Source organism: Cohnella algarum (assembly GCF_016937515.1).
Classification (GTDB): Bacteria; Bacillota; Bacilli; order Paenibacillales; family Paenibacillaceae; genus Cohnella; species Cohnella algarum.
The window spans coordinates 4,182,810-4,207,676 of the sequence record NZ_JAFHKM010000002.1 but is presented as its reverse complement, the minus strand read 5'-3'; the positions used below and the strand labels follow the sequence as shown (position 1 = coordinate 4,207,676).

General features: G+C 54.8%; 29 protein-coding genes. 2 read left to right on the top strand and 27 right to left on the bottom strand.

Features of this window, described 5'->3' with window-relative positions; translation table 11 throughout:
* Positions 1-83: 83 nt before the first annotated feature.
* The 17 genes from JW799_RS18810 to JW799_RS18735 form a co-directional block, all read right to left on the bottom strand.
* A complete protein-coding gene (locus tag JW799_RS18810; RefSeq protein WP_080840599.1) occupies positions 84-749 on the bottom strand; it encodes a DUF2399 domain-containing protein in 666 nt (221 codons plus the stop codon).
* The gene (locus tag JW799_RS30260) at positions 637-1,005 is read right to left on the bottom strand and encodes a TIGR02679 domain-containing protein (RefSeq protein WP_080840600.1); all 369 of its coding nucleotides are present in this window, start codon (positions 1,003-1,005) and stop codon (positions 637-639) included. Before JW799_RS30260 ends, JW799_RS18810 begins: the two co-directional genes overlap by 113 nt.
* Positions 1,006-1,015: 10 nt before the next feature.
* Positions 1,016-1,423 carry a TIGR02679 domain-containing protein gene (locus tag JW799_RS29360; RefSeq protein WP_205431140.1) on the bottom strand — a complete coding sequence of 136 codons (408 nt, stop codon included), beginning with the start codon at positions 1,421-1,423 and terminating at the stop codon, positions 1,016-1,018.
* Between the two features lie 6 nt (positions 1,424-1,429).
* The gene (locus tag JW799_RS18795) at positions 1,430-1,597 is read right to left on the bottom strand and encodes a hypothetical protein (protein WP_176220918.1); all 168 of its coding nucleotides are present in this window, start codon (positions 1,595-1,597) and stop codon (positions 1,430-1,432) included.
* Between the two features lie 234 nt (positions 1,598-1,831).
* Positions 1,832-3,952 carry a Piwi domain-containing protein gene (locus tag JW799_RS18790; protein ID WP_080840602.1) on the bottom strand — a complete coding sequence of 707 codons (2,121 nt, stop codon included), beginning with the start codon at positions 3,950-3,952 and terminating at the stop codon, positions 1,832-1,834.
* 1,094 nt (positions 3,953-5,046) lie between these two features.
* Positions 5,047-5,343, bottom strand: coding sequence for a hypothetical protein (locus JW799_RS18785; RefSeq protein WP_205431138.1), 297 nt, complete (start codon positions 5,341-5,343; stop codon positions 5,047-5,049).
* A gap of 234 nt (positions 5,344-5,577) precedes the next feature.
* Positions 5,578-5,799 (bottom strand): DUF5348 domain-containing protein, encoded by a 222-nt coding sequence (locus JW799_RS30255; protein ID WP_176220599.1) that lies wholly within the window; start codon positions 5,797-5,799, stop codon positions 5,578-5,580.
* A 12-nt stretch (positions 5,800-5,811) separates the two neighbouring features.
* A complete protein-coding gene (locus JW799_RS18775) occupies positions 5,812-6,615 on the bottom strand; it encodes an ExeA family protein (protein WP_080832318.1) in 804 nt (267 codons plus the stop codon).
* On the bottom strand, positions 6,612-7,994 hold the full coding sequence (locus tag JW799_RS18770; protein WP_080832306.1) for a DDE-type integrase/transposase/recombinase: 1,383 nt from the start codon (positions 7,992-7,994) through the stop codon (positions 6,612-6,614). The genes JW799_RS18775 and JW799_RS18770 overlap by 4 nt, the downstream gene beginning before the upstream one ends.
* Before the next feature lie 172 nt (positions 7,995-8,166).
* Positions 8,167-8,769 carry a DUF6431 domain-containing protein gene (locus JW799_RS30250; protein ID WP_420830693.1) on the bottom strand — a complete coding sequence of 201 codons (603 nt, stop codon included), beginning with the start codon at positions 8,767-8,769 and terminating at the stop codon, positions 8,167-8,169.
* A gap of 177 nt (positions 8,770-8,946) precedes the next feature.
* A complete protein-coding gene (locus JW799_RS18765; protein ID WP_205431136.1) occupies positions 8,947-9,732 on the bottom strand; it encodes a plasmid pRiA4b ORF-3 family protein in 786 nt (261 codons plus the stop codon).
* A gap of 322 nt (positions 9,733-10,054) precedes the next feature.
* Positions 10,055-10,432, bottom strand: coding sequence for a hypothetical protein (locus JW799_RS18760; RefSeq protein ID WP_080840604.1), 378 nt, complete (start codon positions 10,430-10,432; stop codon positions 10,055-10,057).
* 133 nt (positions 10,433-10,565) lie between these two features.
* Positions 10,566-11,312: an ABC transporter permease gene (locus JW799_RS18755; RefSeq protein WP_080840605.1), complete on the bottom strand. Its 747-nt coding sequence runs from the start codon at positions 11,310-11,312 to the stop codon at positions 10,566-10,568.
* 2 nt (positions 11,313-11,314) lie between these two features.
* A complete protein-coding gene (locus JW799_RS18750) occupies positions 11,315-12,031 on the bottom strand; it encodes an ABC transporter permease (protein ID WP_080840606.1) in 717 nt (238 codons plus the stop codon).
* Positions 12,028-12,942 carry an ABC transporter ATP-binding protein gene (locus JW799_RS18745; protein WP_080840607.1) on the bottom strand — a complete coding sequence of 305 codons (915 nt, stop codon included), beginning with the start codon at positions 12,940-12,942 and terminating at the stop codon, positions 12,028-12,030. Before JW799_RS18745 ends, JW799_RS18750 begins: the two co-directional genes overlap by 4 nt.
* Positions 12,943-13,012: 70 nt before the next feature.
* The gene (locus JW799_RS18740; protein ID WP_205431134.1) at positions 13,013-14,416 is read right to left on the bottom strand and encodes a HAMP domain-containing sensor histidine kinase; all 1,404 of its coding nucleotides are present in this window, start codon (positions 14,414-14,416) and stop codon (positions 13,013-13,015) included.
* Positions 14,413-15,090: a response regulator transcription factor gene (locus JW799_RS18735; protein WP_205431133.1), complete on the bottom strand. Its 678-nt coding sequence runs from the start codon at positions 15,088-15,090 to the stop codon at positions 14,413-14,415. The genes JW799_RS18740 and JW799_RS18735 overlap by 4 nt, the downstream gene beginning before the upstream one ends.
* A gap of 107 nt (positions 15,091-15,197) precedes the next feature.
* Between JW799_RS18735 and JW799_RS18730 the strand changes: the two genes are divergently transcribed.
* Entirely contained in the window at positions 15,198-15,857 is a 660-nt protein-coding gene (locus tag JW799_RS18730) for a 3'-5' exonuclease (RefSeq protein WP_080840610.1), read from the top strand.
* A gap of 76 nt (positions 15,858-15,933) precedes the next feature.
* Here JW799_RS18730 and JW799_RS18725 read toward each other — a convergent pair whose 3' ends face one another.
* From JW799_RS18725 to JW799_RS18680, 10 genes are all read right to left on the bottom strand, one after another.
* A complete protein-coding gene (locus tag JW799_RS18725; RefSeq protein ID WP_205431132.1) occupies positions 15,934-16,791 on the bottom strand; it encodes an urease accessory protein UreD in 858 nt (285 codons plus the stop codon).
* The gene (ureG, locus tag JW799_RS18720; protein ID WP_080840612.1) at positions 16,788-17,525 is read right to left on the bottom strand and encodes an urease accessory protein UreG; all 738 of its coding nucleotides are present in this window, start codon (positions 17,523-17,525) and stop codon (positions 16,788-16,790) included. The genes JW799_RS18725 and ureG overlap by 4 nt, the downstream gene beginning before the upstream one ends.
* Before the next feature lie 37 nt (positions 17,526-17,562).
* Positions 17,563-18,420 (bottom strand): urease accessory protein UreF, encoded by an 858-nt coding sequence (locus tag JW799_RS18715; protein ID WP_080840613.1) that lies wholly within the window; start codon positions 18,418-18,420, stop codon positions 17,563-17,565.
* A 250-nt stretch (positions 18,421-18,670) separates the two neighbouring features.
* Positions 18,671-20,377 carry an urease subunit alpha gene (gene ureC / locus JW799_RS18710; protein ID WP_420830692.1) on the bottom strand — a complete coding sequence of 569 codons (1,707 nt, stop codon included), beginning with the start codon at positions 20,375-20,377 and terminating at the stop codon, positions 18,671-18,673.
* Positions 20,378-20,382: 5 nt separating this feature from the next.
* Entirely contained in the window at positions 20,383-20,757 is a 375-nt protein-coding gene (locus JW799_RS18705) for an urease subunit beta (RefSeq protein ID WP_080840615.1), read from the bottom strand.
* A 20-nt stretch (positions 20,758-20,777) separates the two neighbouring features.
* Entirely contained in the window at positions 20,778-21,080 is a 303-nt protein-coding gene (locus JW799_RS18700) for an urease subunit gamma (protein ID WP_080840616.1), read from the bottom strand.
* Positions 21,081-21,224: 144 nt separating this feature from the next.
* Entirely contained in the window at positions 21,225-21,569 is a 345-nt protein-coding gene (locus JW799_RS18695; RefSeq protein ID WP_080840617.1) for a LytTR family transcriptional regulator DNA-binding domain-containing protein, read from the bottom strand.
* Positions 21,570-21,588: 19 nt separating this feature from the next.
* Complete coding sequence (locus tag JW799_RS18690; protein WP_080840618.1) at positions 21,589-21,711, bottom strand: cyclic lactone autoinducer peptide; 123 nt, start codon at positions 21,709-21,711, stop codon at positions 21,589-21,591.
* A 6-nt stretch (positions 21,712-21,717) separates the two neighbouring features.
* Positions 21,718-22,233 carry an accessory gene regulator B family protein gene (locus JW799_RS18685; RefSeq protein ID WP_080840619.1) on the bottom strand — a complete coding sequence of 172 codons (516 nt, stop codon included), beginning with the start codon at positions 22,231-22,233 and terminating at the stop codon, positions 21,718-21,720.
* Entirely contained in the window at positions 22,226-22,849 is a 624-nt protein-coding gene (locus JW799_RS18680; protein WP_080840620.1) for a hypothetical protein, read from the bottom strand. Before JW799_RS18680 ends, JW799_RS18685 begins: the two co-directional genes overlap by 8 nt.
* Positions 22,850-23,120: 271 nt before the next feature.
* Here JW799_RS18680 and ilvD point away from each other — a divergent pair, with 271 nt between their 5' ends.
* Positions 23,121-24,806: a dihydroxy-acid dehydratase gene (ilvD, locus tag JW799_RS18675; RefSeq protein WP_080840621.1), complete on the top strand. Its 1,686-nt coding sequence runs from the start codon at positions 23,121-23,123 to the stop codon at positions 24,804-24,806.
* Positions 24,807-24,867 lie beyond the last annotated feature (61 nt).

Genomic DNA, 24,867 nt, shown 5'->3' with positions numbered 1-24,867 from the left:
TACAAAGGCGACTTCCTGGAAAAAAGCCCCGCCGCATAGAGGTGCATATTTTGTTAAAACCTCAGCTTCGCCCTGCAAAATCTTCAACCAATTTCGAGACGAGCGATTCCTGGTGAACTTTTTTTCCGATCCGGCGCATCGTGCCGCATAATTGCCTGTCCCAAGGCATCTCCATCTTCCCAAAGCTTATCCAACTCGGCACTTTCGAACGAAAGACCGAGGAGGCATTTTTCGTCAGCCTCCCGGTAGGTCTTGGCATCGAACCTCCAGGGAACGAACCGCCCCGGAAACAACCGGTACAGCGTTTGACCCATGACCAGGCCCTTTACGTCAAAGTCCCCGTAATAATAAATGCGGCAATCGCCCCCGGAGATATCCAGACAGCGCTGGATCCAGCGAATGGCAGCCGCGCTCGCGGGACCGCTCGTGCACAGGAGAGCCGCAGGCTCGCCTCCCTCATTGGCGCAAGAGTTCAGCGAATCCAGAATCGTCGAAAAAACGGCCGGATTCTCCACGACATAAATGCGCAAGCAGGCAGGAATCCGCTTCTCCGAATCGACTTGCCTTAACGTCCAGACGGTTGGGATAGCCGATTCTCTCCAATCTGAAAAATACCAATAAACTATGGAAGAAAGGTCATCGTCCAAAATGCCAAAGCTGCGGTACAGCTCCCGAAGCTTTAACGTTTGCGAACCATCGTCGGCATCCACCGCTTCGTCGCTCGAATGCTCCCGTTCCGCGGTTTTCAAGCCCCTTTTCGTATCGCAGAACCGCGATCAGCATTCTGCCGGCAGGCGTTCCCGGGTCGAGCGCGTGGGCGTCTCCGCTGATGCGGGCCGCTAGAACGGGAAGCCGGATCGGCGTTCTGTTTGCTTTGGAATCCGCTTCGTCAAATAGATGCTTCAACACCCGGGCAACGGTTGCCAGCGAAGTCCGGGCCGCCTCCCGATCCGTCCTATAGCACTCACGAAACGCGCGGCTCCCGGCACCCGTCTCTTCCTCCATTAGAGCCAGCCTATTGCAAACTGTAGGGGCCCCATTGATCCGATGCCGCCCCTCGCGCCTCCGCAAAGAGTCTCCGCCAATTTTCTTGATGCCCCGCCTTTCGTTCGCTCTTCGTCAGCAGCGGCTTCCCTTTCAACATCCGGTGCAATTCGAGAAGATCGTTGCCGAAGCCCGATTCGCGAAGCTCCTGATCGAACAGCTCCAGCGGGATTCGAACCGAATCGCCGGGCTTGTTGTTCCAGCCAAATAAAGAGTTGATCGCCTCGCATTCTTCCTCTGACGCCCGCTCGACGACCGCTTGCCCGCCGATCCGCCCAAGCGATACGTACTTTTTCCACATCGCCTCCAGGGCGCGCCGAAATCCGGTCCGGCTAAAATAGGCAATAGTACGGTTTGACGCATCCTTTTCCGGTTTCACTCCTGATCACTCGTTTCCTTTCACGTACTCTTTCACTCTTCCATTCCAGCGGTAACGGAACAAGGTGACAAAATCGACATCCTTCGGCCGGTAAATTTCGTAAATGGCCATCGACTGGATGAAGATCCGTCCCGTCTCCTCTTCGATTTCCGATTCCAGCACATAATCCGTCAAAATGCCCCGAACCTCGTTGTACCGCTCAAGGATTTAAAAATAAGTTGCGCAAATTATTTTTACGTCAACGGGTATCTGGCACATGCGAGACGATGGCATTTTTAAGCAAGAAATCGGTTATTTCGCATGAATTGAAACGAGGGCATGTGGAGCTGACAAAAGCAAAATACCGGAGCTTCCCGCATCCGAATGAAAGCGGAGCCTGATTTCAAATCAATAAGCAAGTCAAATTTATTAGACAAAATGAAGTGATTCTCCGGAGTCAATCGGAATCCATTGCCGATTGAAAAAGGTAGAACTTAAATCTGCATAATACGTGGTTATGGGCAACCGACATTTTAATAACGACCCGATATGCATGAATGAAAGATGATAAATGTCTTGGACGATTGCTTCAAGAGAAAGTGATCCCTGTTTCTTGACGATCTTAATGGGCTGTGCCGTTCCGACACGCGGGTGCGGATTAGTGGAAATGAGATATGCCCAATTATCCTTAACATAACAGAGTCCTGATTTGGTTTCCCATCCTTGTTTATCGACGTTAATCGCCATTCGACGGTTCGTTTTTTTTATGATCTCCACCATATCATAGTCTACACCCAGACTGTCAAAAACTTCGTCCAGACTATTTAGATCTTCTCTGCAGAGCCCGTCCCGATGAAATGTAACATGCCTTGGCTTTTCATTGTAATGGCGCTGATATTGATCAATTGCTGAGTATATAATTTGACACATTGTCTCATGGCGGATTTTCTCCCCTGCTTCATTTGATGTATTTGCTCGGCTAGACAATACCCTACCGTCCTTGCCAACGATCTGCACAATGCCAGCAGAATGCCTGCCCGACTCATGGGATACATCTAATCCAATAAAACAATCGGATGATAGTGATGAATTTAAGATCCACGGTTGAATACCAGATTTGGAGTAAAGCCCTAGGAGCAGGTTTCCCAGAATAAAGTCGTTAGCTTTTTGTAATGTTTCTATTGTTATGAACTGAGTAGGAACTGACGAATTCCCTCCAAATTCCTTTTTAATCAAGTCATACCACATTCCTGCAACTTTCTCCGGAATGATGACAAGAGTAAGTTCCTGGAATGAATAATTCGCAAGTTCCTTAAGTAGAATAGCAAATTGATGCGGGTTTGTGAAATCGATTGATTTGTTGCGATATGTCTCAGATTTTTTAAGTATTGTAAGCGGTACTCCCCATTTATGAGACAATGCGATTAACTTATCATTAAAAGCTGTAATGGCATTGAGCTTCGTATTAATCAGTTCCGGATAAACGAGTAAATTAATCGATAATGGCTTAGACAGCACAACGCCACCTTTTTCAAGACCGTATCTGGGCTGTGACTGTGTAACATTTTTACCAAATGTAAGGTTCGGGATTTCGATTTGCTTTACCTTATAACCGCTTTGCTGAACAAGCAGCTTTTGTTTGGAAAACTGAAGTTTATCTGTACGTTTCAATATGTTTTGCATCTCGTCTAACAATATCTTGATTTTTTGATTTGCATTTTGTTTATAAACTTCCGACGTTTGACGTACTACGGCAACCGGAAGCGATTCAAAAGTTAGCTCCTTTTGTAACATGGCAGGAGCATATGCAATGGGAGCTTGTCTATTTTTCATTTTTACATAAACGACGGGCATGCTCGGATCGAGCTTGTCAACTTTCCAAGTTTGTTTTCTTTCCCTAACAAAGTAATTAATGACGGATTGACCAAGTTCTGGTACTACATCACTAATGGTATACTCTGTAACTTTATCGAACTCATAATGCAGATTATTGTATTTATCAATAACTCGATCACCTTTAATAATTGCTTTAGACTTCATCAGATCAAACACGGAATCATTCGTTCGAAAGCTATGATTTAAATCAAATCCAACCGTTATTACACCGTTGATATTAATAGAAACATCGCAATGAATTACCCTATGAATTGAAATGTTCTGAACGACTTTCTCTGCTTTCAGCCACGTAAACTTCCGGCTACCCGCGGCAATTTCATTTCTTGGCTGAGCGCTTTCAATCGTTCTTAAAAGCAAACGTTCTAATACTGTTCGCTCAGTTGAAACTAAAGCATTTATTGACCGGCATTCATGATTAGTGAATGTATACTTGCCCCAATTTTCTATAGGTTGCCAACTTGCAATAAACTGTTCAAAAAAGTCTATAACATTAGTTTTGTTTAATCTTCGTAACTCGGAACAAGCATGTCCATTTTCATTGTGTAGTTCGAACACATTACGCACAGGTAGCGAATATAAATGAACTACAAGATTACTAGCATTCGTATCTGATTCCCATTCCGTAAGTATGTGATGTGTTGTTGGCGTATTCATATGAAACACAATCGCTCTCCTTTTCACCAATAGATGCCATTTGTTAACAGAGTATACTGCTACGGATGCGGCAACTACTTTCAACTGGCCAAGCTACATCAAGGATGTTGGTCGATCACATATTGCGAATGTTTAGTCGATAAGAATAAAAATCGTCGTATCCATCGAAGGACTTGATTCGTAGTATTTTTTTATGTAATAATTTTCTTGTCTTGATACCAATTTTAAGTTTGGCTAAATAATGTTGTCAAGACGTTTTTTGGTTTTCATGTCATTCATCTTCTGATGAATGAGGATTGAAATGTAGTGTTTTTTTATGTCGCACATGAATGGCAAAGAAACCTTGGACTAATTCACCAAGGTTTCTTTGCCTGTCTAGGCCCAATCAAACCCCGACAACCTCCGCACTCCGATTTATATCGTCGATAATGCCGATAATCTCCCGGGCGTCGTCCATGTTTTCGCCGAACAGCTCTGCGATGCGGCCAACCGAGCGGAAGGGCTCCTGCAGAACGGCCTTCTTCCCGCTCTACCACGTGCTTTTCTGCTTCATCAACATCCATGATCTCTCTAATGACTTCTGTCCCCGTTTATACGCGCGCGGCCTCCCGTACATAATCCCATGCGTTCTTTAATGTCAACAGTTGGCGATGCCCCGATTTATATTGAAAAGTGACAAGCCCCTCGTTGCCTTTTAAAGCCATCCCCGATTATAAGAATGCCCTTATATGGATAAGCTCCCTTCCGCTGCATCCTGCACAGGTTGCAAATTTTTGCCCTTTTCGAAGTGCATTGACTTTTCAGACGTTTTTGCCGCAATCTTGGCAGGTTTGATAATGGGATTGCCGCGCTTGAGAAATTTTCATTCTTACTTGCCCCCTCATTTGAGCTTCGTTGATGTTCATTCTACGAGAGCCGGTCAGCGAACAGAAGTTCGAGCACAAACAAATACGGTTGAACCTGAGTCGAGCCCCCAAGTTCAACCGTTATGGATGTTCAAAATCTTAGAATGACATGACACCCTTCCTGCATTCCCCTTACCGAATGACAAAACTTAAATCCGACTATTGTCACTCGGATTATTCATCCATCGATTATTTCTGTTCCTCAATCCCGCCCAATCCCTCGTACAAATGATGCATCTTGTGCAGAACCCAGTAATCGATCCTGTCCGCGCTTTGCAGCGCCGCATGAATCCGGCTCTTGTACGCTTCGATCAGCTCGCGAGTTTCATCCTTTTGAAGCAAATGAATCAGGTCGGTGAAAACCGACAACAAGCTGTTGGAAAGAGAGGCGTCCGAGATGAAATGGGTCCTTGCGAAAATCATGCTTGCTTCCACGTAGAGCATCATCAGTTCGGCGCCGAATTTGTCGTTTCCCGTAAGTTTCACGAAATGGGTGACTTCTTTTGATATGTTCGGAAAATCGGGGTTGTCGCGGCCGCGATCATGAAAAAATTCTTTTTCGATTTTCTGGCGACATTCGTAGATGTCATCAGCCACTTTAATTGACGGTAGATTCGGAACCGCCAATGACGGTGGCTTTTTGCTTTCCTCACCGCCGTTTCGGAGACAATTATATTTCGCCTTTGTTTGTCGGCGTAAAAAAACTGCTCCGAAGAGCAGTTAGAACAGCGGTCGGACGCGGTACTTGGCATGTCGGTGGAGCCAGAACTTCGAATTTCCAAACTTCACGTACCAGTCCGTATCGAGCTCAAGGTTGGATGGCAAGAAGTGCTTTCCTACTTGAATCATCACGGCATCACCACAACGTAGCGAGCAAAGCAACTCTTCTCCATCGTACACGTTCCAACGCTCGGTATCTCCATGAAATCGTATCTCATTCATATTTGTCATCCCTCACTGTTCCTTAAATTCAGCTAGGATCCTCGTCACATGGACGGTATCAATCATTTTGTCTTTTCGCAGCACTGCATCCAGAAGCGCAGCGGTGCAGACGTTATTTATCTCTCGGCATATCCCCCGAGCATGCGCGTATATGGCGTCCATCGCTTCTGTCGTAAACACCGGCCCTGTACTTCCGGCAACCTCCAATTGGTGGGAGATGTAATCGCGGCACTCCTCGAGCGACAAGCCTTCCAAATGAAAACGCACGTTCATCCGCTGTGTAATCGGCTTGAAGATTCTCAGTTGCAACGTGGCCTGTAGTTCCGGCTGTCCAATGAGCAGCAGGGCAAGCGGCGAAATCGAGTCCATACGAAAATTCGTCAAAAAGCGTATTTCTTGCAGCATGTCTCCTGAAAGCAGGTGCGCTTCATCCACGACAATAACGGCGACCTTCTGCTGGTTCTCGTACAAATCCCATACGAGGTGCTGGAATTGCCGTTTGGCTTCGCTGCGCAGAAACTTGGGCGGCAAGCCGAAGTGGTGGAGGAGTTCACGGTAAAAGTCCCTTGGTTTCAGATTCGCATCCGACAGATAGATAAACCGGTACTTGTTCGGATCCAGTTGGTCTTTCAAGTAGCGAACGGCTGTCGACTTGCCGCAGCCAATTTCACCGGTGACGCAGCCAATCGAGCGAGTCATCACCATATACTGCATCCGTGCTACACATTCTTCGAATCGCTTGGAGCGGTGCAGATGCCGTGTTTCAATCTCCCGGGTGAACGGAACGCGCTCCCACCCGAAGAAACCACGAATCATGAGCGATTCACCTCTTTCATCGCTCGCGAAAGCGCAGCGCCTTGCGCTTCGCGGGTCTGCCGTTTCTGTTCTTCCACCAATAATTCCACATAGTTGAGGCCCGTCTTCGGCGGTTGCATGACGGCCTTCGGTTCATCCTGCTTCGGCCGGTTTTTCGGATCGCGGAGCTTCATTGGCTTCGCGTCTTCATAGCGCTGGCCGTCCTTCCACACCTGGATGACGGACAGGTCGTGCGGATCGAATCGCACCTGAATCTTCGAGCCGGCAAGCTCTGTCTGGACCTCGAATATCGTGCCCAGCAGCGAGATGCATCCCGTTTTGTCCACTTTGCGGGATTCCTCCAGCAAGAATACTTCTATGAGTTCATGCGGCGGCAACATGCGAATCGGGTGGTCGTCTTTTTGGTATCGGTCGACTGGGCGCTGCTTAAAGCTGTTGTGGACTTTCTGGTGGTAAGCAATCTCAAGCCACGCCGAGAAGAATCGATTCAAATCGTTAAGCGTCTGGATCTTCCCTTGTTCAATCAGGTCGTATGCCTCCGGCACAAAGCTCTGGTCGACAAATCGGAAGAACTTTTCTTGCTTCCCGCGTCCCATAGGACGTCCGGGGCGAGTATGCTTAAGCTCTGCCCCCAGTCGCCCGCAAATCCGCTCAAAATGGTGTGAAGAATAGATGGCGCCGTTATCGACATAGATCATTTCCGGCACTCCGTTCTTTAAAATCGCCTTCTTCAGGCAATCCTCCAGCCGGGCCACACGTTCCTCGAAATAGAACTGGCCATGCACAACGAAGCGAGAGTAATCGTCAATGAAAATAACCAGATAGGCCATGACCTTCTTGCCGGGCTTGTCCGGATGCGGAAGGTAAAGGGTATGCTGCACATCGCCTTGCCACATGCTATTTCGGTGCGTGGCTTCAAACCGGCGAAAGTGGCTCCACCCCGTATTCAGTAACGCTTTGCGCGTGACGCCGCGGCGGCGAAGCTGCTTGCTAAGCGTGCTTTCTTTCAGGGTGCCGGGGGCCACGAATGCCGCCAGTTCCAGAATCGCAATAATCTGCCTGACGCTTCGGCCGGGTTGCTCCTGCTTTAAGGCAATCGCTTTGGCAAGCACATCCTCGGGGATTTCCCTGGTCGTGAGTTTGTCTGCTCGGACGGAGGGCAACAGCGCCTCCCATCCGCCTTCGCGATACGCTTTTAAATATCGCTCAAGCGTTCGTAGACTAATTCTCCTTCGCTGTCCCGACGACGTTTCATACTCATGGCTTACAATTTCGCGCATCAACGCCATCTGTTCTCCGGGATCCAATTTGCGGCTAACCAGTGATGCAATTAAGCCATAACGGAAGTTGGCTTCTTGCTGCCTTGCTTGCTCATCCATGCTAAATCTCCTCTCCCTGTGGTCTATGAGAGTATCGCATAGACGCTAGAAGCCAGGGAGGGCGCATATTTTGTGGGATCAGGAGGGCAACTTGCCGTCCAGGCGATTTTTAAAGCAATTTTGGAGGCGATTTTCGTTTGCCTTGCTCCTTGGCGGTGGATGCTGAAGGGATTTATAAGCGTGATGCTACAGGTAACCTCGCATTTAGAAACGTCCAATAGCCCCGTCTGGATGCGCCAGCGGGGATGAATCGGGGTAACAGTTTGTCCAGCCAATCCAATGTATCCATTGGCGTTGGGTTCATCATGGTGGGGTAAAGGTGGAGCATATCCGTGTCGTCCCCCTGGGCTACGAGTTTCCCAGCAACCCATAGTGCTGCATCCGCTGCGCGGCGCAGATGTCTTGCCCACCAGCGTTTCAACGTACGGCGGCTATAACGCACGGCAGGAGTTGTTGTGCTTTCTGTCGTCTGCCGCCAAGAGAATCCCTTGTGCTTGCGCTTTAATGCCGCTTCTCGCACCCAAGTCGCATACCGGGCCCATGGAATCAGGAACTCCGGCAGGAGGGAGATTGTTATTCTACAGGTAGGACAATATCGACGGTAGATCGGGATCTGGATGACCTCATGCTTCGTCACAATTCCTCGCCAATAACGATCGTGTTTATGGAGAAGCCGACCGCAGTTTTCACAGCAGAGCTGGACGTCAGGAGATTGATTTCCGAATGTGCGTAAATAAGCCTTGCAAGAAAGGCCGAAATAAAGTATTTTTGACATGATGAAGTGAATGCTCCCGGGGATCCTCGCCAAAGGTTCGGGAGCATTTTCCTTTTTAATCGACAATAGCCTAATCCACCGTCATTGTACAGAAGGGATTAGGCTATTGTCGGCTGTTTATTCGGTTTGGCTCCGCCACACCGAATGGCGAATTCATGCCTTTTTCCCGCCATAAAGTCAGGCGGCGAACACGTAGAACAAGGATATCGCCGCATCCTCCCCGATAATTCGGACGGAGAGCAGTTTTTTGACGTCATTGCTTGAGTCGAAGCACTCCTTAACCAAATCTATGAGTTGATCTTGACTTATCTGGTTCAAATATTTATTGAGCGCCGATTTGGTCAACTTTGCCGGCTTCGGCTTTGACTTTGGCAACGGTGCGTTGCGGGGAAGCGGCTTCGGAACAAACTTGTCCGACCGAAGCAGCTCGTTGACGGCATCGATGGAAAACCGCTCCGGATCATAATCTTCCCCGAGCCAATCGGTCATATGCTCGTATTCGGGGTGTTCCGGATCGTCCAGTACCTCGAGCATGAACTCATATCCCGGCACGCCTCCCACATCTTCCGGAGGACAGCAGCGCGCTCCCTCCAGGCAAACGGGATAAGAAGCGTCGTTTAAGGGAGGCGCTTTCGGATCGATAAGCGTAATCGTATGTTCCCAGCCGTCGCCGAAATCGTACAAATACTTGAGTTTCGCGTTTTTTCTTTTCAGGTGAGCGGATACGATTTCGCTTTCTGCGGCGGCTTCGTTATTGTTACCAAAAAACATGCCGGAAAACGCATTCTGCTCGCCGATCCTTCGTCCTTTGATTTCGAATTCGTAGAGATGATCGTTTTCCCACCCCATGACGAATTGAAGGATATGATGCAACTGCTCGAAAGTGATGTTCGGGTGAAACTGAAATTTTCTCCATATCTTTGGGGTTACGTCGTTCAATTCAATCAAACAAATGTAATTCATTCCCTCAAATCGCCTCCAATTGCGTCTTGAAGCTTCACAGCTCCATTTGCGGCATCCCCGATCAATTTCTCTTTTTTTACTGGTTTCGGCAACTACATGTCTATGAGCCCTTAATGCCTATATTAAACCAAAATATCGAATGTTCATATAAATAAAAAACAGAGCTGCGGGGATCGTGATTGACGGAGATTTTGAGCGAAGTGTCATGAGAGGCGACGCTTTCGAGGCGAAGAATTCAGGATTCCTTTCCCTGCAAAAAAAACCGCCGAAACCTATCGTTTCAGCGGCTGCTATGAGGTCTACTCCCCTATCCCCCTGTTTCCTACTCCCGGTCCACCTGCAGCGCCGGCACTTTTTTCACCGCGAAAGCTCCTCTCACGGCCTCTTCCGTTATGACGTTAAGCTTGATCAGCGCGGCTACCTTGGCCGGATCCGCCCGGGACAGCAGTCTCCACACGTCCGGGTCCGGAAGCGCCTCGTACAGCTTGTCGTCGTCGTATTCCCGGCGTTCCTGGACGACGATTTTGACGCGGTAATCCCCGACGAGCCGTTCGGACGAGCCGTTTCCCGAATCGAATTCGGCCAATATCGCCGCACGCAGCGAGGCCAGCTTTTCTTCGGTTTCTTTTTGCGCCTTTTTCAAATCGTAGTAAAGCGCGACTTTATTGACTGGATTGACCTTGCCGAATTTTTCCTCCACCCGGCTTCACGCTCCCCTCCTTCAAAGCATATGAAGCCGAACGGAGGTTATGAAGGCGGGCGAGACGACGGGCTCCGCCGCTTCCCGCTCGCCGGTCCCTCGCAAAATTCCAAAAGCCGGTTTTCCTTACGCCTTACACGGCCTTTCGTTTAAAGTAGATCAAACCCGCCGCGACGAACGCCGCGAAGCTGCCGGCCACCGTGATCATGATGCTTTCGAGCGGAAGCCCCAGAGCGCCGAACGTGTCGTTGCTCTCCCGGGGAATCATCGCGATCATCGGCTGCGCCCATGGATAGAAAGGTCCGTATTGAGCGGAGTTGACGATTAAAATGTTCGGCAGCGTCAACGCGATATTGACGGCAAGCGGAGCCGCGAAGGACGACCATGCCAGCGAGACGCCCAGTTGCAAAGCGGCCAGCGGCAGGCAGGCGACCCAGCCGCCGAGCGCGCTGCTCAGCAGCATGTCCCACGGCAGCTCGCCGGGCATTTTCCGCACGTAAAATACGGCGACGGCGGCGGCCGCAAGAAGCGCTTGAACGATGGCGATTTGCCACGCGATCATCATATATTTCGCCGCGTACAGCTTCGTTCTCGTGACCGGCAGCGACAGCAGCTGTTTCCAGCCGCCTCCCATATGCTCGTACCTGCATACATTGGAAGCGAACAGTCCGACCAGGATCGGAAGCAGCAGCATCGCGTGAAAAAACGACATGGAGGAGAGAACGACCGCAAACGACTCGCTCTGCGAAGCCTCTTCGGGCGGCTGGGACAGAAGCCCGACGGCGAGGGAAAGCAGCGGACTGATCGGAATCAGCCAACCGATTCGCGATTTGGCTTGTTTCAAGCGTTCCGTCGATAATAGACGCAAGAAAGCCATCATCGTCAGCTCACATCCTTCCGGTTGAAATGCGCCGAGCCGATCAAGTAAACGACCGTTCCGAGCAGCAAGCCTCCCCCGACGGCGATCCGCATGACCGGCGCCGGTCCGGCAGCGAACATTGGCCAGTTGATCGGCGCGAACTCCGACAGGTTGCCGGTAAACAAGGAGCAAACGCCGGACACCATCCCGAGCGTCACCGGAAGCGTCTGATTGCGCAAGACGATGGAAAGCCAAAGCAGGAGCGCGAGAAACGGCAGCGAGGCCAGAAAAGGCAGAAAGCTGAAGCGCAAAATGTCGGCGGCCGGGAAGTCCCAGCCGAAACGGAGCGCGACGCCGAGGGCGACGGTCGACAGGGCAAGCACGCCGCAGGAAAAGCCGAGCAGCAGCGACGATACCGCGAATTTGGCCGCGAACACCGTTCGCCTCGGAACCGGCAAAGCCAGCAGCTGCTTCCAGGCGCCGGTCTGATGCTCCACGTTCGCAAGGAGCGAGCAAATCAGCGTAATGCCGGCCAGGACGGTCACGGGAATAAACGGCACGATGTTTCCGACGAGTCCGCCCCAAAGATCGGCCGCGTATTCCTTCGTCAAATAATCGTACCGAATGCCGAAATTGAGCGCCTGCAGCGCAACGAGGCCGACCGGGCCGCAAAATGCGAGCAGCCACAAGCCCTTTTTGCGGATTTTGAGCAATTCGGCGGAAAGCACGCGACCCATCATGCCCGCAGCCCCTCTCCGACGATTTGCAAAAACAGCTCCTCGAGCGACTGCCGCTTTTCTTCGATCCGGTAGATCGCGTGGTTCCGCTGCACCAGTTCCTTGACGATGCGCGCCACGCTTTCGTCGTCGGCGCCTTCGAGCCGAATGCGCCCTTGCTCCAGCGCCCCCTGATATCCCATCCGGAGCAGGGCAAGCAGCGCCTCCTCCGGCTCGGACACGGCAACCGAGATCGAGCCTTCCGATTGCCGGCGCAGGGACTCGATCGTGTCCTGGAACACCATCTTGCCCTGGCGGATAATGCCGACCGTGCCCGCCATTTGCTCCACCTCGCTGAGCAAGTGGCTGGAAACGAGCACGGTAATGCCGTATTGCTTCGGCATCCCTTTGATCAGCTCGCGAATTTCCAATATGCCCGACGGGTCCAGCCCGTTCGTCGGCTCGTCCAGAATGAGCAGCTCCGGATCGCCGATCAAGGCGGCGGCAATTCCGAGCCGCTGCTTCATGCCAAGCGAGAAGCCTTTGACCGGACGTTTGGCCTCTTTCGTCAGGCCGACCGTTTCCAGCACCTGCGCGATGCGCGACTTGGGCGCGTCCAATATCCGGCGGATCGCCTCCAGGTTTTCGACGGCGGTCAAATGTCCGTAGTAGGAAGGATACTCGACCAGCGAGCCGACTTTGCGCAGGATATTCAGCTTGTCCCGTTCAAGCGGCCTGCCGAAAATTTCCACGCTGCCTTTCGTCGGCTTGATCAGCCCAAGCAGCATGCGGATCGTCGTCGTTTTGCCCGCGCCGTTCGGTCCGAGAAACCCGTAAATGTCGCCCCGCGCTATGTTCAAATGAAGGCGGTCGACCGCCGCGCGGCCTTTGTACGTCTTGCTAAGGTCTTTCGTTTGAATCATCCATTCGCTCATCTCGTTCACCTCGTAAGCCATCATAGCTCGCGGAGGTTAAAACAAGGAGCGCCCGGAGTTTAAAAAACGGTTAAAGCTGCATATCGCGCGGCCAAATGGCGATTCGGGTTCCCGTTTCGCCCGATTCGACCCGCGACGACAACTTCATCTCCCGCAGCAAGTAGTCAACGATCGCCAGCCCGATGCCTCCGCCCTTGGCGGCCGAAATCGCGCTCATTCCGGGGCCCCGGTCGGAAATGACGAGAGCGAACGCTCCCGAATCGAGCGTTCGGGCGGAAATGCCGATCCATCCGCCCGAACGGGCGTGGCGGACGACGTTTTGGAACAGATTGTCCAGAATGCGGAGGAAGCCTTCCTTGTCCACTTCCCATCGGATCGGGACTTCGGGCAAATCGACCTCGGGCTCGATCCCTTCTTTTTCCCATAACGGATACCAGGTCGCCGCGCCTTGCCGAACGAGCCGGGCGATATCGCAGACTTCGAGCTTGAGCGGGTATTTGCCGCTGGTCATAAGCGTATAGGCGAACAGGTTGTCGATCAGGCCGCCCAGCCGTTCCGTCTTCGCCTCCAGCTGGCGGACCGATTCTTCTCCTTGCAGGCTGAGCGCCTCGCGTCCGAGCAAATGCACGTGGCTGCGCATGACGGTCAGCGGGGTTCGCAAATCGTGCGATAAGCTGCCGATCAGCTGTTTGCGAAGCTTCTCCTCCTCGCGTTCCCGCTCTCTGCCGACGCGCAGACGTTCCGCCATCCCGTTGAACGCCTGCTCCAGCTTGCCGATTTCGTCCCGCTTCGACAAAACGATCGGAACCGGGATGCCGTCTCCGTCCGTTGCCGTCATGGCGGACTGCAGCCGAAGAAGCCTTTGGCGAATGTTCCGGAAAAACAGCCACGACAGCAGGACGAAAACGAGGAAAATGAGCAGGACGAGCCCGAAAAACGTCGGAGCCATCATATCGACGGGCGAATCGGCCCGCAGGAACGTTCTCGGCAGCTGCAGCACCATAAATCCGGGACCCGCCCCGTCCGCGCCGAGAAACGACACGACCGTATACGGATCGCCGTTCACGCTTTGCTTCATGAAGCGGACCGTGTCGTCCGCCGTCCACGAAAGCGGCAAACCGGCTTGCTCGGGCAATTGCAGCCTCGTCCGGCCGGTCCCGTCCACCCAGAACATGGACGCGTCTTCATACCGCAGCTTCAATTCCCGCAGCCGCTCGTTCACGATTTCCGGGTTCGAGGCGTCGAGCTTGCCCGCTTCCGCGTCCCAGTCCGACTTCACCTGCTGCGAATTTCCGTATTTCAGCTCCGGCTGCACCGGGCCGTTGACGACGGCATAAAAAACCGAAACCGCGACAAGCACGGCGGGAATAAAAAAGAGCGCCAGCACGACGATCATCATGTAGCGGAACAACAGCGAGCCGAGAAAGGCCGGCTTTTCCGGCTTGTCCGCGTTTTCCGCTTCAACCGGCTTCATGCCCTCACCCTGTAGCCGATGCCGCGAACCGTTTCGATGACTTCCGGCGCGGCGGGATCTCGCTCGATCTTTTCGCGCAAATAGCGGATATGGACCATCAGCGTTTTGTCGCCTTCCAGATACGTTTCCCCCCAAACGGCTTCGAAGATTTGCTCTTTCGTCAAAATTTGCCCCAAATGCCGCACCATATAGGTGAAAATTTGAAACTGTTTGCCGGTCAGCGTCAGCTCTTCCCCGCTGTCGCGGTCGACGAGCCGGTTTTCGTTTTCGAAAAACAGCAAATGCTTGATCGCGACCGGCTCGGAAGCGTGCGAGCCGTGCCTCCGGAGCAGAACTTTAATTCTCGCCTCCAATTCTTCCGGGTGAAACGGCTTGGTCAAATAATCGTCGGCGAATTCCAGCCCTTGCAGCTTGTCCTCGATCGACGTGCGGGCCGTCAGCAGCAAAATCGGCAGGCCGGGCATTTGTTTTTTCAGCCGTTGGCCGACCGTGAAGCCGTCCAGGCCCGGCAGCATGACGTCGAGAACGGCCAGCCGGCAGCCTTCCGCCTCGGCAAGCGCTACTTCGCCGCTGCGCAGCCACCTTACCTCGAATCCTTTTTCCTGCAAATGGCGTTTCACGAGCGCGCCGATCTCCGGGTCGTCTTCCACATATAATAACGTAATCGTGTTCATGCGCCCATTATAGCAAAAAATCCGAATCCCATGACAAATAAGGCCGCGGGAACTATAATAACGAAGTATGGAATCCCATTGACCGAATTTTTCAGAGGTGTGCCCACTTGACTTATATCGTATATGATTTGGAAATGACCGTCCGGCGCAAAAAAGGCCAAGTCGCGGAAATTATCGAAATCGGCGCGGCCAAAGTCGGAATCGCGGACGGAGCGCCGGTCATCGTCGATACGTTTCAATCGTTTGTCCGGCCGGTGATCGTGCCGAAATTGACCGAGGACACCACTTCGTTTACCGGCATCAAGCAGGAAGACGTAGACGGATCCGGCACGCTGGCCGAAGTCGTGTCCGCATTCGCCGATTGGATCGGCGACGGCGAATACTTCCTGTGCGCCTGGGGTCCCGACGATCACCGGCAGCTTGTGAACGAATGCCGAACCCATCAAATTCCGACGGACTGGATCGTCAACCATAACAATTTGCAAAAAATGCTGTCCAAAACGTTCAAGCTCGAGAAGCATCAGCAAATGGGCCTAAAAAACGCGCTGGAGATGCTGGAAATCCCGTTCGTCGGCTCCCATCACCGAGCGCTGGACGACGCGGTCAATACCGCCCGCATTTTGGTGAAGCTGTTCGACCGCCTCCAATTCCGCCGCAACAAGCTGTCGGACGAGGCGAAGCTGGAATCCGAAATCGTCTACAAAACCGATCACTACGAAAATCTTCCGTTCGCGGGCCTCGCCGGGCTTTTTCCCGACAAGGGCTGACGATCGAACACGACAAAAAGGCCTTGCGGGCCGACGCGCGCGATATTGCGGCAGTCGGCCCGTAAGGCCTTCCTCGTCAGGCGTGACCGATCAGCCGGAGCGGCGGCGCGGAGAGGAGCTGCCGGCGCGTTTCGTCCCAAGCGAGCGTCAGCAGCCGTTGAAGCTGCCAGCCCCGGTTCCCCGCCAGCATCGCGACAACGCCCAGCTTGGCCGTTCTTGCGACGCTCCAGACGACGCCTTCCGGACAGCTTTCCTCCATTACGCCGGCGAGCCGATCGGCCAGCTCGGGCCCGATTTTATCCGAAAAAACGTACAGCGAAGCCAGATGCGTATAGGAGCCGAAGCTGCCGGGCGCCGCCAGCGACATCTTGTCCGGCAGCAGGCGCTGGCGTTGATAATGGATAAGCTCGCCGTTATGACGGACGGCCAGCTTCGTATCGCTGCATCGAAAAGCGAACCGTTCGCCGCGGGAAATCCGGCCGGGCGCGAGCGCTTCGCCGATGACGCAAATCGAGCCCGGGCTCAAATCCACTTCCGTAACGCATTCGTAGTGGGCGTCCCGGTACAGCATGACCGGTTCAGGCAGCCACTCCAGCACGGCATCCCGCTCCAGGACGAATCTTTGCTCGACTTTCGCCGCATCGTAAGGGCAAGGGTGCACGCGCGTGTACGCCTGATTGGTCGCGTATAACCGCACCCCCTCGCCGATACGCCAGTCGTACGCATAGCGGTCGCCGTCCATAAGCCCCGGAGAGACGTCCATATGAACGACGGCCAGCTGCGGGCCCGCCTCTTCGTGCAGCGGGAACGTTTTGGCGATTTTGAGCGGGGCTTCGTGATAGCTTTCCGCAAGCGCGGGCTTGCCGCGAACGAGCTCCGCCCTCGCTTTCAGGCGCGAGCGGACCTGCAGCTTTGCATGCTCCCCCGGCCTCATACCGCCGCGGCGTGTTCCTCCGCCTGCCGCCGCACCCACTTCAGGACGTCGTCCAAACCTTCGCCGCTGAACAAATTCGTAAAGACGAACGGCTTGTCGCCGCGCATTTTTCCGGAATCATCCCTCATGACGTCCAAGCTTGCGCCCACAAAAGGCGCCAGGTCGGTTTTGTTGATGATGAGCAGGTCGGAGCGGCTGATGCCGGGCCCGCCTTTGCGCGGGATTTTCTCGCCTTGGGCGACGTCGATGATATAAATGAAGCGATCCGCCAGCTCCGGGCTGAACGCCGCCGCCAGGTTGTCTCCGCCGCTTTCGATCAAAATCAGCTCCAAATTCGGAAACCGTTCCTGCAGCTCCTCCACCGCTTCGAAATTCATCGAAGCATCCTCGCGAATGGCCGTGTGCGGGCAGCCGCCGGTCTCGACGCCGATAATCCGCTCCATTGGCAGGCAGCCGCTGTCCACGAGAATCCGGGCGTCTTCTTTCGTATAAATGTCGTTCGTGATGACCGCGAGGTCCAGCTCGTCCTTGAGCGCGGCGGAAATCCGCTCCACCAGCTTCGTCTTGCCGGATCCTACCGGGCCGCCGATGCCGATGCGAAGCGGGCGTCCGCCGGTCAGCGCCGGCGTTTCCCATTCCGGATGCTCGTGATCGTGGCCGAGCCGGTGAAACCGAAGTTGTTCGCGTTCCGAACGAAATTCGCGGTGATGCAAATGTCCTTGTCCTCTGGTCATGAAAAGATCTCCTCCGATTTTTCGATTGCGATTTCCGTTACGACATAAATAAGCGGGAATACAGACGCTCATGCCGGATCATGCCGATTTCCGCCTGCGGCATCGCGCCGTAGGCGTCCGCCGGATCCATATCGCGAACGTCGGCCCAAGCCTCCGAGATGACGGGAAACAACGAAGCGAGCAGCTTTTGCGCTTCGTGTTGGCCCATCGGCATCAGCCTTAACGCGGCATTGACGCCGGTCGACGCGCAAGCGTACAAGTACCCTTCGGCCGCCCGATCGAGCGGAATGCCGAGATGCCGGCATAACCATCCGAAAACGTACGGATAAGTGCCGAGGCAACGGCCGGCGCGCACGTCGGCCGCAAGCCGCTCCACCGGCAGGGACGGGAACAGATGGGGCGCAAGCCGCATCAGCCTCCGTCCGGTCTTCTCCACCCCGTCGCGCGTTTCCGCCCCGAGCCGCTGAACGTGCACGAGCCGCTCGATCGAGGCGGCGTACGCGACATCGTCGGCGGACGGGCGCGAGCCGCCGGGAAGGGCCGCCGATGCACCAGCGTGCGCCGAATGGACGCTGCCTGGCACGCTGGCCGCGTGGCCGGTTTGGGCCGCCGCGGCGCCGGCTCGCGCCGGGTCCCGGCCTCCTCCGCTGTAAGCCTCATCGGCATAAACGGCCTTGACGACCATCAAATCGCCGGTCGCCCAGCTGTGCAGTAGCATGCCCTCCAAATATTGCCGCAGTTCCGCCCCGTCGCGGACGACATTTTCCTGCACGAGCGTTTCCAGCCCGTAGGAATGGGCGAAGCTGCCGATCGGCAGCGCGGAGTCGAGCAGCAGTTGCAGCGACAGCCAGTTGTACGGCTCCTGGGAAACGGGGCCGCCTGTTTTGGCAGTCATGACTTGCTCACCTCCATCGAATTCTCATCCAAGAACAAGCGCCAAAGGGTGAAATTCATGCGAATGTGCAGGCTTTACCCGAATTTCGACGAAACAGAGTCTCTGACATCCGTTAGCGCGCTTGGGATCCGTCAGCCGGTTCAGCGCGCCGGGTTGCATGCGGAAACGAACCGTTGCCTATTTGCATCCGCTGCTTGCGAAAACGAGCCGCCGCTGCTCATATGCAATCGCTGCACGCGGGTACGAACCGCTAAAACAAAAAATACCTTTGGGCCATCGGCAGCTCCGTTGCCGGCTCGCAGACGGCCAGTTCCCCGTCCACCGTCACCCGGTACGTTTCCGGATCGACCTCGATCGCCGGCGTCGCGTCGTTGAAAATCATATCCTTCTTGCCGATGTTGCGGCAGCCGCGCACCGGTTCGATTTTTTTCGCCAATCCGAGCCGCTCCGCGATTCCGCTGTCGTAAGCCGCCTGAGAGACGAACGTGATCGAGCTTTGCGCAAGCGAGCGGCCGTAAGCGGCAAACATCGGCCGGCCGAAGACGGGCTGGGGCGTCGGAATGGAGGCGTTCGGATCGCCCATTTGGGCGAAGGCAATGCTGCCTCCCTTCAGCACCATGTCCGGCTTCACGCCGAAAAAGGCCGGCGTCCACAGCACGAGGTCCGCCCATTTGCCGACTTCCACCGATCCGACCAAATGCGAAATGCCGTGCGCGATCGCCGGATTGATCGTATATTTGGCCACGTAGCGTTTGATCCGGTGGTTGTCCCCGTTCGCGTCGTCGCCCGCGAGCGGGCCGCGCTGCTTTTTCATTTTGTCCGCCGTCTGCCAGGTGCGGATGACGACCTCGCCAACGCGCCCCATCGCCTGGGAATCGGAGCTGATAATGCTGAACGCTCCCAAATCGTGCAAAATATCTTCGGCCGCGATCGTCTGGGGACGAATGCGCGAATCGGCAAAGGCGACGTCCTCGGGGATGCGGCTGTCCAGATGATGGCAAACCATCAGCATATCCAGATGCTCTTCGATCGTATTGACCGTAAACGGCCGCGTCGGATTCGTCGAGGAAGGAATGACGTTCGGCTCGGCCGCCGCCCGGATAATATCCGGCGCATGGCCGCCGCCGGCACCTTCCGTATGATACGTATGAATCGTGCGGCCGCCGATCGCGCGGAGCGTATCCTCCACGAACCCGGCCTCGTTCAACGTATCGGTATGTATCGCCACCTGGACGTCGTACTTGTCGGCCGCGGTCAGGCAGGCGTCGATCGCCGCCGGCGTCGTGCCCCAGTCCTCGTGGAGCTTCAGCCCGATCGCTCCCGCTTCGATTTGCTCGATCAGCGGCGGCAGCGTCGAGGCGTTGCCCTTCCCGAGAAAGCCCACATTCATCGGGAACGCTTCGGCCGCTTCCAGCATCCGCCGGAGGTGCCAGGCGCCGGGGGTGCACGTCGTCGCGTTCGTTCCCGTCGCGGGTCCCGTTCCGCCGCCGATCATCGTCGTGACGCCGGAAGACAGCGCCGTTTCGATCTGCTGCGGCGCGATAAAATGAATGTGCGTGTCGATGCCTCCGGCCGTCACGATTTTTCCTTCGCCCGCGATCACCTCGGTGCTAGCCCCGACGACCATATTCGCGTCGACGCCGTCCATGATGTCGGGATTTCCCGCCTTGCCGATGCCGACGATCCGCCCGTCCTTCATGCCGATATCGGCTTTGTAAATTCCGGTATAGTCGATGACGACCGCGTTGGTGATCAGCGTGTCCAGCACGCCTTCGTCCCGAACGGCCCGGCTCGACTGCCCCATTCCGTCCCGTATGACTTTGCCGCCGCCGAACTTGGCTTCGTCGCCGTACACGGTGTGATCCTTTTCGATGACGGCCCACAATTCGGTGTCCGCGAGCCTGACGGCGTCTCCCGTCGTCGGCCCGAACATGCCGGCGTAGCTTCCGCGATCCATGCGCATCAGGCTTCCCCCTTGTCCAATGCATGCCAACGGGCAAGCCGCTCCGCGACATCCGCCGGCATGCCGCCTTCGGCCGAGCCGTTCGTCAGCCCGTTCAACCCGTACGACAGCCTGGCTCCCCCAAGCTCGGTCAGGACGACCGGTTTTTCTTCACCGGGCTCAAACCGGACCGCCGTTCCGGCCGGGATGTCCAGCCGCATGCCGAACGCCGTTTCCCGCGAAAAGGAAAGCGCCCGGTTCACCTCGAAAAAATGAAAATGCGATCCGACCTGCACCGGCCTGTCACCGTTGTTGACCACCGTCAGCTCGACCTTCCGGCGTCCCGCGTTCAGTTCCAGCTCGCCGGCGGCCGGCCGGATTTCTCCAGGTATCATGATCAAAAGGCCCCCTTGTGTTATGGAATCGGATGATGCACCGTCACCAGTTTCGTTCCGTCCGGAAACGTCGCCTCGACCTGGACCTCGTGGATCATCTCCGCCACGCCCTCCATCACCTGATCGCGCGTAAGCAGCGTGCGGCCGTAGGCCATTAATTCCGCCACCGTTTTTCCGTCGCGGGCTCCTTCCATGATGGCGGAAGTAATCAACGCCACGCATTCGGGGTAATTGAGCTTCACGCCCCGGCTTAATCTCCGCTGCGCCAGATCGGCCGCAACGGTGATCAACAACTTTTCCTTCTCCCTTTCCGTGAGGTTCATGTAATATCACCTCCGTTATTTTCTTTATTATAGGGTGCCAAAATCCAGAAGTAAATGAGGCATGTCATGTTTATTGCCGTCGTTTTTTTGTGTTTTATGACTAAAATACAAAAACAGGCTGCCGGTCATGGCAGCCTCATTCGATCATACGCTCAGATATTGGAGCACTTTGCTCACGTTGCTGATGGAAATGGTGCAGGACTTGGACTTCCTTTCGTCAAAATAAGCGATGCGGTAACGGCGGTCGACGTGCATGACTTTCGTCAGATGGATGGCGTTCGTTCGATCGACCATGGCAAAATCCAATCCGGAAGCCCTCAATCCTTCCGCCCAATATCTGAGCGTACCCGGCGCATAAAATCTGTCGGTCAGCGTATGAAAACTGACCATGTCTTTCAGTTTCGGAGCTTCGATGAACAGAATCTCTTCGACTGGAAGCTCATGGAACCCCGAAGCCGCCTCCGGATCTTTGGAAACAGAGAGAATCATCGCCATCCCCCGAATCCGGTTACTTCAGAAGTTCTTGCGGCACTTTCGGCTGATGGAAATACCACAGGCATGCCGTGGACACGACAGCAACCGCTACGACGCCAAGCGCGGACGCGATGGCATGGAAAAAACGTTTTTGCATATGAATTCACCCCCTTCCTCTGATTAACGTGAGGCACTGCACCAGAAACGCGACGGCGAGCACGGAGGACATGAACAGGAAGTTGGACGCGACCGTCAAGACGGACAAAACTTTAAGAAGCGGGTAGTATTTGCGGGGAATCCGGGTTTGTCCGTCGATCCGGGACGGCGAAAAAATGAGGGCCAGAAAAGCGGCCGCGGCCGTAAGGCCGATGACCGCCGAATCGTCGAACCGGGCGAACGACATGGCCGTTAGCGCCAAAACCGATACGACGACGCAAAGGTCGCCGGACTTCAGATGGATGCCGCCGGACATTTGCCGGAGCAGCGCGTAGCCGACAAGCGCCGCGGCCGCTTCTCCCGGCTTGCCCGTCGCGAGCGACACCGCCATCGTGAGGAGAACGATAGACAATCCGTTCAAAATCGCGATCAGCGAAAACGTTAGCACGTCCACGCTGGCCGGATGATCTGCCGCCGACCGCTTGATCGCGACGGCCATCCTCGAAGCGAGCTGGTCAATCATTCCACTTCGACTCCTTCTTCAAAAGGTAAAAGGCGAACACGAGAAGGGCGAGCACGAGGCAAATAATGTCCATGTATACCGCTCTGTATCGGAGAAGAATGCCGAAGGCGATCGTCATGCCGACGATCAAAAAGAGAACGAACGCCCGCTCGGACTTGAAGCTCAGCCGCTTGAACTGAAACGACAAGCCGATGCCGCGCTTGTACAGGACATAGGAAGCGATCATCAGCAAAGCGTTGGTGGCGGTTTGAATCGCGTAAATTTTGCCGGAGTCCGACTGCAGCTGCGCGAGCGGATACCCGGACAAGACGACGAGCCCCGCTTGCACGACAACGGACACCATGTAGCCGGATACGCTGACGACGAACGACCAGATCATCGGAACCCGGACGATTTTGCAAATGAATACGCTCAGCAAAATAATATTGATCAGCGGCGTGTAATCGGAAATCGGGTAATCCCCTCCGAGCACGAGCCCCTGAAAGGCCATCAACAGATTGACGGCGATCGCCGGGAGCAAATAGCTCGTCAATTTGTAGCGGAAGAGCGTCAAAATGATCGCGGTCGCTCCCATCGTTTCGACGAGGGAAAAAAAGAGAGTGTACAACTGTGCCATGGATGGCCTACCCCTCCGCGCTTCGAATATCAACCACTGTCATCCTATTATACTATTTCCTGGCGATCTGAGAATATTTTATCTAAAAAAATCGCAATCTGAAACAGATTTCCTACTTTTTTCCTATTTCGACATCATGCGACATCCGTCCGAGCATGAACATGCAGCAAGTTACAGCAATACCTTTATAGCGAATAAGATAAGATGTATGATAGAATTATTCTTATCTGGAGCACAGCAGTTCTCAACACAAGATTGGGGGATTTTCATAATGGCATCGAAAAAAATGCGGTCCGACATGATCAAAAAAGGCTTCGACCGCGCACCGCATCGCAGTTTGCTGCGCGCCGCCGGCGTCAAGGAAGAAGATTTCGGCAAACCGTTTATCGCGGTGTGCAACTCCTATATCGATATCGTTCCCGGCCACGTGCACTTGCAGGAGTTTGGCAAAATCGTCAAAGAAGCGATCCGCGAAGCGGGCGGCGTGCCGTTCGAGTTCAACACGATCGGCGTGGACGACGGCATCGCGATGGGCCACATCGGCATGCGGTATTCGCTGGCAAGCCGCGAAATCATCGCGGATTCGATCGAGACGGTCGTCAACGCGCACTGGTTCGACGGCATGGTGTGCATTCCGAACTGCGACAAGATCACTCCCGGAATGATGATGGCCGCTCTCCGGATCAACATTCCGACGATTTTCGTCAGCGGCGGCCCGATGAAAGCCGGCCGCACGAGCGACGGGCGAGCTATTTCGCTGACGAGCGTCTTCGAAGGCGTCGGCGCCTACATGACCGGCAAAATCGACGAAAAAAGCTTGACCGAGCTCGAACAATACGGCTGTCCGACCTGCGGCTCGTGTTCCGGCATGTTTACCGCCAACTCGATGAACTGCCTGGCCGAAGTGCTCGGCCTTGCGCTTCCCGGCAACGGCACCATCCTGGCCGTGGCGCCCGAGCGCCGCGAATTTGTCAAGAAGTCCGCGAAACAGCTCATGGAGCTGATTAAGCAGGACATCAAGCCGCTCGACATCGTGACGAAAGATTCGATCGACAACGCGTTCGCTTTGGACATGGCGATGGGCGGATCGACCAATACCGTGCTTCATACGCTTGCCCTCGCCCACGAAGCGGGCATCGATTACCCGATCGAGCGCATCAACGAAGTGGCCAAGCGCGTGCCGTACCTGTCGAAGCTCGCGCCGGCATCCGATCACCATATCGAAGACTTGCACGAAGCGGGCGGCGTGAGCGCCATCATCAACGAGCTGTTCCGCAAGGAAGGCGCGCTGAAGGGCGACGTGCTGACGGTCTCCGGCAAGACGTTGAGAGAAAATGTGGAGGGAGCCGCAATCGCCAACCCTGCCGTCATTCGCTCGATCGAAGATCCGCACAGCAAGGAAGGCGGCCTGTCCGTTCTGTTCGGAAACTTGGCGCCGGGCGGCTCCATCATTAAAGTCGGGGCCGTAGACAAATCCGTCGGCGGCTACCACCGCGGCCCGGCCATCTGCTTCGATTCGCAAGACGAAGTGCTGAAAGGTCTCGCCGAAGGCAAAGTGAAGGAAGGCCATGTCGTCGTCATCCGCTACGAAGGGCCGAAAGGCGGTCCCGGCATGCCGGAAATGCTCGCTCCCACTTCGCAAATCGTCGGCATGGGCCTCGGCACGAAAGTCGGCCTCATCACCGACGGACGGTTTTCCGGAGCTTCGCGCGGCATTGCCGTCGGCCACGTCTCCCCGGAGGCAGCCGAAGGCGGTCCGATCGCCTTCGTGCGCGACGGCGACATGATCGAGCTCGATCTGAACAACCGTACGATCACGCTTGAAGTGAGCGACGAGGAAATGGATCGCCGGCGCGCGGAATGGAAAGGCTTCGAGCCGAAAATCAAACGCGGCTACCTCGCCCGTTACTCCGCGATGGTCACCAACGCCAGCAACGGCGGCGTCATGAAAATTTAATCCGGTTCTATGCGCGCATCGCGCAAAAGGGCTTTCCCGCGGGTCGAAGCGATTCCGCGGG

Bases quoted from the DNA above. Each gene is read 5' to 3' on its own strand.
- JW799_RS18700 (WP_080840616.1), bottom strand. From the start codon at position 21,080: ATGAACCTCACGGAAAGGGAGAAGGAAAAGTTGTTGATCACCGTTGCG.
- JW799_RS18765 (WP_205431136.1), bottom strand. From the start codon at position 9,732: ATGAATTACATTTGTTTGATTGAATTGAACGACGTAACCCCAAAGATA.
- JW799_RS30260 (WP_080840600.1), bottom strand. From the start codon at position 1,005: ATGGAGGAAGAGACGGGTGCCGGGAGCCGCGCGTTTCGTGAGTGCTAT.
- JW799_RS18685 (WP_080840619.1), bottom strand. From the start codon at position 22,233: ATGATTGACCAGCTCGCTTCGAGGATGGCCGTCGCGATCAAGCGGTCG.
- JW799_RS18695 (WP_080840617.1), bottom strand. From the start codon at position 21,569: ATGATTCTCTCTGTTTCCAAAGATCCGGAGGCGGCTTCGGGGTTCCAT.
- JW799_RS18750 (WP_080840606.1), bottom strand. From the start codon at position 12,031: ATGATGGGTCGCGTGCTTTCCGCCGAATTGCTCAAAATCCGCAAAAAG.
- JW799_RS18680 (WP_080840620.1), bottom strand. From the start codon at position 22,849: ATGGCACAGTTGTACACTCTCTTTTTTTCCCTCGTCGAAACGATGGGA.
- ureC (WP_420830692.1), bottom strand. From the start codon at position 20,377: ATGGATCGCGGAAGCTACGCCGGCATGTTCGGGCCGACGACGGGAGAC.
- JW799_RS18790 (WP_080840602.1), bottom strand. From the start codon at position 3,952: ATGAATACGCCAACAACACATCACATACTTACGGAATGGGAATCAGAT.
- JW799_RS18725 (WP_205431132.1), bottom strand. From the start codon at position 16,791: ATGAGGCCGGGGGAGCATGCAAAGCTGCAGGTCCGCTCGCGCCTGAAA.
- JW799_RS30255 (WP_176220599.1), bottom strand. From the start codon at position 5,799: ATGAATGAGATACGATTTCATGGAGATACCGAGCGTTGGAACGTGTAC.
- JW799_RS18770 (WP_080832306.1), bottom strand. From the start codon at position 7,994: ATGGATGAGCAAGCAAGGCAGCAAGAAGCCAACTTCCGTTATGGCTTA.
- ureG (WP_080840612.1), bottom strand. From the start codon at position 17,525: ATGACCAGAGGACAAGGACATTTGCATCACCGCGAATTTCGTTCGGAA.
- JW799_RS18775 (WP_080832318.1), bottom strand. From the start codon at position 6,615: ATGATTCGTGGTTTCTTCGGGTGGGAGCGCGTTCCGTTCACCCGGGAG.
- JW799_RS18715 (WP_080840613.1), bottom strand. From the start codon at position 18,420: ATGACTGCCAAAACAGGCGGCCCCGTTTCCCAGGAGCCGTACAACTGG.
- JW799_RS18755 (WP_080840605.1), bottom strand. From the start codon at position 11,312: ATGATGGCTTTCTTGCGTCTATTATCGACGGAACGCTTGAAACAAGCC.
- JW799_RS18735 (WP_205431133.1), bottom strand. From the start codon at position 15,090: ATGAACACGATTACGTTATTATATGTGGAAGACGACCCGGAGATCGGC.
- JW799_RS30250 (WP_420830693.1), bottom strand. From the start codon at position 8,769: ATGTCAAAAATACTTTATTTCGGCCTTTCTTGCAAGGCTTATTTACGC.
- JW799_RS18740 (WP_205431134.1), bottom strand. From the start codon at position 14,416: ATGAAGCCGGTTGAAGCGGAAAACGCGGACAAGCCGGAAAAGCCGGCC.
- JW799_RS18690 (WP_080840618.1), bottom strand. From the start codon at position 21,711: ATGCAAAAACGTTTTTTCCATGCCATCGCGTCCGCGCTTGGCGTCGTA.
- JW799_RS18705 (WP_080840615.1), bottom strand. From the start codon at position 20,757: ATGATACCTGGAGAAATCCGGCCGGCCGCCGGCGAGCTGGAACTGAAC.
- JW799_RS18745 (WP_080840607.1), bottom strand. From the start codon at position 12,942: ATGAGCGAATGGATGATTCAAACGAAAGACCTTAGCAAGACGTACAAA.
- ilvD (WP_080840621.1), top strand. From the start codon at position 23,121: ATGGCATCGAAAAAAATGCGGTCCGACATGATCAAAAAAGGCTTCGAC.